Here is a 5,747-nt window from a genome sequence, read left to right as displayed (position 1 = left end):
CCCCCCCCCCCCTCCGGGGTGTCGACGACTTCACCGGGAAGAACCGGCACCTCATGCTTGGCGAAGAGGTCCCTCGCCTGGTACTCGAACAGGTCCACGCGCGTCCGTCCTTGTGATCGCGGTTGTTGTCGGAAGACATCGCGCCACGTTCGTCGACCACGAGGGTCCCGCGGAGGCCAGGAAGGCTCGCCCCCAGAACCCTGGTGGACGGCGTCCGTACGCGCAGCTGATCCGCTTGCAGATTAACCGGGACGGCAAGCCGCACAGAACCGGGGGCTTGATCACACCGGATCGTGTGGCGAACCGCCGCGGCCGTCGGCCCCCGTTCCTGGCCTGGTACGTCCCGTTTCACCCGATCCATCGTTGCGCACGCGGCACGCTCGCGCACGCTCCGGGCACCTTTGCGTCCGGAATGTGCCGCACGGATGTGGTGCACCCCACGTCGCGCACACCGGACGACCGGGACCGTGAGCGCGGATTCACCCCTCCGGGACGGGCAGCGGCGTCCCCCGCACGGCGGCCGCCATCAGCTCGGGGAACAGGTCGGGCGTGCAGGCGAACGCCGGACTGCCCAGCGCGGCCAGCGCCGCGGCGTTCTCGTGGTCGTACGCCGGCGCCCCCTCGTCCGACAGCGCCAGCAACGTGACCACCTGCACCCCGGCCCGTTGCATCGCCGCGACCCGGCGCAGCATCTCCTGCCGCACACCCCCCTCGTACAGGTCGCTGACCAGCACCACGATGGTGTCCGCCGGCCGCGTCACCAGGCCCTGGCAGTACGCCAGCGCGCGGTTGATGTCGGTGCCGCCGCCCAACTGCGTGCCGAACAGCACGTCGACCGGGTCGGCGAGCTGATCGGTCAGATCCACGACGGCCGTGTCGAAGACGACGAGCGAGGTGCGGAGCGACCGCATGGAGGCGAGGACCGCGCCGAAGACCGAGGCGTACACGACCGAGGCCGCCATCGAGCCGGACTGGTCGACGCACAGCACGACGTCCTTCTGCGCGCCGTGCCGCTGCCGCCCGTACCCGACCAGGCGCTCGGGCACGACCGTGCGGTGCTCGGCCTGGTAGTGCCGCAGGTTCGCGCGGATCGTGGCGTTCCAGTCGATGTCCGCGTGCCGCGGGCGGTGCACGCGCGTCGAGCGGTCCAGGGCGCCTTGCACGAGGCTCCGGGTGCGCTGCGCGATCCGGCGCTCCAGGTCCTCCACGACGCGCCGGACCACGCCGCGCGCGACCTCCTTGGTGGCCTCGGGCATCAGGCGGTTGAGGGACAGCAGCGTGCCGACCAGGTGCACGTCGGGCTCGACGGCCTCCAGCATCTCCGGTTCGAGGAGGAGCCGGGTCAGGTCCAGGCGCTCGATGGCGTCCTGCTGGAGGATCTGCACGACGCCGGGCGGGAAGTACTCGCGGATGTCGCCGAGCCAGCGGGCCACCGAGGGCGCCGAGGCGCCGAGCCCCGCGGAGCGCGGGCCCGTGCTGCCGCCGCCGCGGCCCTGCCCGGGGGCGGGACGGTAGAGCGCGGCCAGCGCCTCGTCCATGCGGCGGTCCTGGCCCGCCAGGCCGCAGCCGGTGCCGTCCGCGTCGCCGCCGAGGATCAGCCGCCAGCGCCGCAGGCGCTCGGGGTCCGCGGACGTCGTCATGAGTCGCCTCCCGGGAGGACGGGGCCGCCGAGCAGGTACGCGGCCAACGGCAGCGCGGCGTCCGCCCGTTCGCGGTCGAAGGGGAAGTCGCCGCCGGAACCGCCCGGCCCGCCGCGGGCCGGGTTGCGCAGGCGCTCGCCGAGCGTGCGCCGCTCCGGCGCGGCGAAGCCGGAGAAGGTGCGGCGCAGCAGCGGCAGCACGTCCGTGAAGTCCTCGGCCGGGATGCCGGCCACCCACGCGTCGACCAGCCCGAGCAGCGCCTCGTCGTGCACCAGCAGCAGGCCGCCGCCGGACAGGAAGCCCTCGACCCACGACGCGGCGTCGCGGTACGGGGTGCCGCGCGTCAGCACCCGCGACATCCGCGGGCCGGCGTCCGCCGCGGTCAGGCGCCCGGCGTCCAGGAGCAGCCGCACCGCGCGACCGGTGAGCAGGCCCGGGAGGCCGTCGTCGCGGTCGGCGAGGCGGCCGAGTGCGGCGTACCAGTACTCGCGCAGGTCCTCGTCGCCCGTGCGCGGCGCGAGCAGGGTCGCCGCGTCGTGCACGTCGTCGAGGTGGCGGCGCATGTCGCGCGCGCCGTCGTCGTCCAGGCCCGCGCAGGCCGCGACCAGGCCGACGCAGATGCGCAGCAGCATTCCGTCGACCACCGAAGCCAGCGCGGCGGTGTCGGTGCCGCGCACGTCGCCGTAGCGCAGCGCGCGCACCAGCGCGGGCAGGGCGTCCGCGAGCGCCGCGACGTCGGAGTCCAGCGCGACACGGTCCTCCAGCACGCGCATCACGGTCGGCAGCGCGTCGGGCAGGTCCGCCCGCAGGCAGCGCTCGGCGACCGCGGTCACGTCGCCCAACGAGGCGGCGTGGACCGCCAGGTCGGCCGCCCGCGCGGTCGCCGCGGCCACGACGGTCGTGCCCCACACCCCGGCCTCCGCGACGCGGATGGCCAGTTCGGGCTGCCAGGCGAGGGTCCATTCCTCGCGGAACGTGCCGGTGCCGCGCTGCCCGGCGGCCGGGACGCCCCACGGCACGTCGAGCAGGTCGAGCCTGGTGAGCAGGCGGCTGCGTGCCAGGTCGGTGGGTTTGCGCAGGTCGAGCCGGAGTTCGCGGACCGCGGCGGCGGGGCTCAGGCGCAACTTCTTCTGCTGCCGGTTGAGGTCGCGTTGCAGCGGTACGGCGGGCACGTTCTCCGGCACGGTGCCGATGCGGTCGCCGACCACGATGTCGTCGTGCACGAGGGCGAGCGGTGCGTCGTCGCCGTCGCACATGATCGCGCGTACGGCCTCCAGCGTCTCGTCGAGTCCGGCCAGCGGGCGCCCGCGCAGGGTCGCCAGTGCCTCGGCGTGCCGCACCGCCTCGATCACATGTGCCGAGGACACCGGGCGTCCGGCCTCGCGGAACAGCCCGGCGATGCGCACGAACCAGTGGGGCAGCATGCGTTCGGCCGCGTGGTCGGCGAACAGGTGGTGGTACCAGCCCGGCGAGGCGATGCCCGCGCCGTAGCCCGAGGCGTGCGCGAGGCGGCGGTAGGTCCATGGCACCCAGGTGGCCTCCACCTTGACCTTCGGCAGCACGCCGCCGCGCGAGAACGCCGCGAACGGCGCCAGCACCGCGCGGTCTTCGGCGGCGGGGCGGGCGGCGGCCAGCGCGGGGACGTGCCAGGCGCCGCAGACGACGGCCACTTCGCGGAAACCCTGCTTGTACGCGGCGGCGACGGCCAGGCGCATGTGGGCTTCGCGGGCGGTCTCCAGGTCGGGGAAGGGGGAGGTGGGGGGCGGGGGTTGGAGGTCTGCGGTTGCGGGGGTGGCGGGACTTGCCGGGGTGGTGGGGGTTGCCGTGGGGGTTGGGCTTGCCGGGGTGGTCGGGCTTGCGGGGGTGGCGGCGTCCGGACCGGATGGGATCGGTGCGGATGAACGGGGAGGGGGTGCGGCGGAGTTCGGTGCCGCCGCGTCAGGTGGGGCGGCCTCGGGACTCCTGTGGTCCGGGGAGGCGCCGGGTGTGGTGGGGTCGGAACCGAGGCGCTTGCCGGGGGTCGTTGCTTCCGTGCGCAGTGCCGTCATGGCCTCGGCGAGGAGCGCGAAGGGCGCCATCGGGTCGCTGTGGTCGGCGCGGTGCTCGACCGCGTCCTCCCACCAGCGCTCCGGGTCGTCGTGTCCGGCGACGCGGGCGAGCATCGCGATCGGGTCGGTACGGGTGGCGGCGGGATCGGGGGCCGCAGGATCGGGGGCGTCGGCGGGGGTGTTCGGTTCGGTGTCGTTCCCGGGGTGATGGGGGGGCTTGCCGTTGGTGTCCCCGCCGTGGTCGCCGGTCCCGGTGTCGTCGCCCGCATGTCCGTGCAGCGACGGCACCGGGAGCGCGCCGCGGGCGCGGTCGAGCGCGAACGAGCAGCCCGCCGGCAGGTCGATGAACCGCACCGGGACGCCCTTGTCGAGTGCGTAGCGGACCGCGACCCATTCCGGGCTGAACTCGGCGTACGGCCAGAACCCCGCCTGCGCCGGGTCGTCCACCGCGTGCGCGAGCAGGGCGACGGGCGGCTTCATCTCGGGGTCGGCGGCGTACGACAGCAGCAGGTCCGCCTCGGGCGGCCCCTCGATCAGCACGATGTCGGGAGCGAGGGCGTCGAGTGCGACGGCGACGGCGCGTGCCGAGCCGGGGCCGTGGTGCCGTACCCCGAGAAGGTGCGGAGTGCGCGCCTGCCTCCCGGACTTCCCCGCCCGCGGGCCGGGAAGCGTCATCAGGACGCCCCCGCCTCGCGGGCCGCGCGGTAGAAGTCCTGCCATCCGTCACGCGACCGGACGACCGTCTCCAGGTACTCCTGCCACACCACGCCGTCGGACGCCGGGTCCTTCACCACCGCGCCGAGGATGCCCGCCGCGGTGTCCGCGGGCCGCAGGACGCCGTCGCCGAAGTGCGCGGCGAGCGCCAGGCCGCCGGTCACCACGGAGATCGCCTCGGCCGTGGACAGCGTTCCGGACGGGGACTTGAGCTTCGTACGGCCGTCCTCGGTCATGCCGGAGCGCAGTTCGCGGAAGACCGTGACGACCCGGCGCAGTTCGGCTTCGGCCGCCTCGATCTCCGGCAACTGGAGCGAGGCGCCGAGCTGTTCGACGCGACGGGCGACGATGTCGACCTCGGCGTCGGCGCTCGCGGGCAGCGGCAGCACGACGGTGTTGAAGCGGCGGCGCAGCGCGCTGGACAGGTCGTTGACGCCGCGGTCGCGGTCGTTCGCGGTCGCGATGAGATTGAAGCCGCGTACCGCCTGCACCTCGTCGTTCAACTCCGGTACGGGCAGCGTCTTCTCGGACAGGATCGTGATCAGGGTGTCCTGCACGTCGGCGGGGATGCGGGTCAGTTCCTCGACGCGGGCGATGCGGCCGTCGGCCATCGCCCGCATGACCGGGCCCGCGACGAGTGCGTCCCGGGACGGGCCGTGGGCGAGGAGCTGGGCGTAGTTCCAGCCGTAGCGGATCGCCTCCTCGGGGGTGCCCGCGGTGCCCTGGACCAGCAGCGTCGAGTCGCCGCAGATCGCCGCGGCCAGGTGCTCGGACACCCACGTCTTCGCGGTGCCGGGGACGCCGAGCAGCAGCAGCGCGCGGTCGGTGACGAGCGTCGTCACGGCGACCTCGACGATGCGGCGCGGTCCCACGTACTTGGGGCTGATGACGGTGCCGTCCGGCAGCACACCGCCGAGCAGGTACGTCGACACCGCCCACGGGGACAGGCGCCACCGCGGCGGGCGCGGCCGGTCGTCGGCCGCGGCCAGGGCGGCGAGTTCCGCGGCGAAGGCGTGCTCGGCGTGCGGACGCAGGGCGGTCCCGGCGTCCGGGCGGTCCTCGGAGGTGTCGGTCGTGCCGGCGGGACCGGTGGAAGCACCGTCGGGACCGGACGGGTCGGTCGCGGGAGTCGCGGGTGCGGAAGAGGTCACGGACAGCCCCCGGAATCGATGTGTGCGGTCTGGATCGGCCGAGATCGTCGGCCCAGGTCGCCGGGTGCGGCCGTCCTCGCGGCCGCCCCGACCCGTCCAAGACTGCCGGTCCGGTCTGACACCCTCCGGGCCGCCCCCCGGTTCGGCCGGGCACGCCGAAAGCGCCCGAGGCCCCGGGACGAGCCGGGTGCCTC

At 74.8% G+C, this 5,747-nt stretch carries 3 protein-coding genes; all 3 read right to left on the bottom strand.

The genetic code is table 11. The features are described from left to right. Window positions 1-479: 479 nt before the first annotated feature. From ACRX5S_RS14760 to ACRX5S_RS14750, 3 genes are read right to left on the bottom strand one after another with little or no spacing between them, the layout of a single operon-like run. Window positions 480-1,640, bottom strand: a complete 1,161-nt coding sequence (locus tag ACRX5S_RS14760; protein ID WP_436773353.1) for a VWA domain-containing protein — start codon at window positions 1,638-1,640, stop codon at window positions 480-482. Continuing rightward, window positions 1,637-4,363 (bottom strand): DUF5682 family protein, encoded by a 2,727-nt coding sequence (locus ACRX5S_RS14755; RefSeq protein WP_436773352.1) that lies wholly within the window; start codon window positions 4,361-4,363, stop codon window positions 1,637-1,639. Before ACRX5S_RS14755 ends, ACRX5S_RS14760 begins: the two co-directional genes overlap by 4 nt. Continuing rightward, window positions 4,363-5,436: an ATP-binding protein gene (locus ACRX5S_RS14750; RefSeq protein WP_436773637.1), complete on the bottom strand. Its 1,074-nt coding sequence runs from the start codon at window positions 5,434-5,436 to the stop codon at window positions 4,363-4,365. Before ACRX5S_RS14750 ends, ACRX5S_RS14755 begins: the two co-directional genes overlap by 1 nt. Window positions 5,437-5,747 lie beyond the last annotated feature (311 nt).

It is taken from the genome of Yinghuangia sp. YIM S09857, from assembly GCF_051388915.1.
Lineage (GTDB): Bacteria > Actinomycetota > Actinomycetes > Streptomycetales > Streptomycetaceae > Yinghuangia.
Note: the sequence above shows the minus strand (reverse complement) of the source record. Positions and strands in the feature narration are given on the sequence as shown.